Origin of the sequence: Sphaerisporangium sp. TRM90804 (genome assembly GCF_029846175.1) — a bacterium.
Lineage (GTDB): Bacteria > Actinomycetota > Actinomycetes > Streptosporangiales > Streptosporangiaceae > Sphaerisporangium.
This window is the reverse complement of the sequence record NZ_JARWAC010000082.1, coordinates 1-617: the sequence shown is the minus strand read 5'-3', so window position 1 is coordinate 617 and position 617 is coordinate 1. Positions and strand designations below refer to the sequence as shown.

The following is a 617-nucleotide window of genomic DNA, read 5'->3' as shown; positions in this document are numbered from 1 at the left end:
CCGCCCTCGGCGATCAACCGGGCCAACGCCGCCACATCCACCTCACCCGGCGGCCCCACCACCACCTCACCCCCGGAGAGCAGAGGCGCCCACAGCTCGAACGTCGAGGCGTCGAAGGCGGCGGGAGAGTGGAGCAGCATCCGCCCGCCGGAGGCGGCCCCGCGTACCGATCCGAGGGCCAGCGCGGCGACGTCGTGGTGGGTGACGGCCACCCCCTTCGGCGTCCCGGTGGACCCCGAGGTGTACATCACATAAGCCAGATTCGCCCCCGACACCCCACCGGTCCGGAAACCGGCGCCATGCGAACCGGCGTCCCGCGAACCCGCGTCCCGCGAACCCGCGTCCCGCGAACCCGCGTCCTGGGAACCGGCGTCTCGCAACCCCGCGTCTCGCGAGTCGGCGTCCTGCGAGTCGGCGTCCTGCGAGCCGGCGTCCTGCGAGCCGGCGTCCTGCGAGCCGGCGGCCTGCGAGCCGGCGTCCAGTGAGGCGGTCGAGTCGAGGTGGTCCTCAGGGGCGGTCCCGTCGGCCAGCAGCCCTTCCACGTCCACCCAGACCACACCCGGCGGAACCCGATCAGCCAACGCCCGATCCACCACCGCCACCCGCGCACCGGTCTC

1 protein-coding gene is annotated in these 617 nt (G+C 74.1%); it reads right to left on the bottom strand.

Features of this window, described 5'->3' with window-relative positions:
- Positions 1-581: AMP-binding protein (locus PYR91_RS36340; RefSeq protein ID WP_279787570.1), on the bottom strand; the 581-nt coding region annotated here is incomplete at its 3' end.
- Positions 582-617 lie beyond the last annotated feature (36 nt).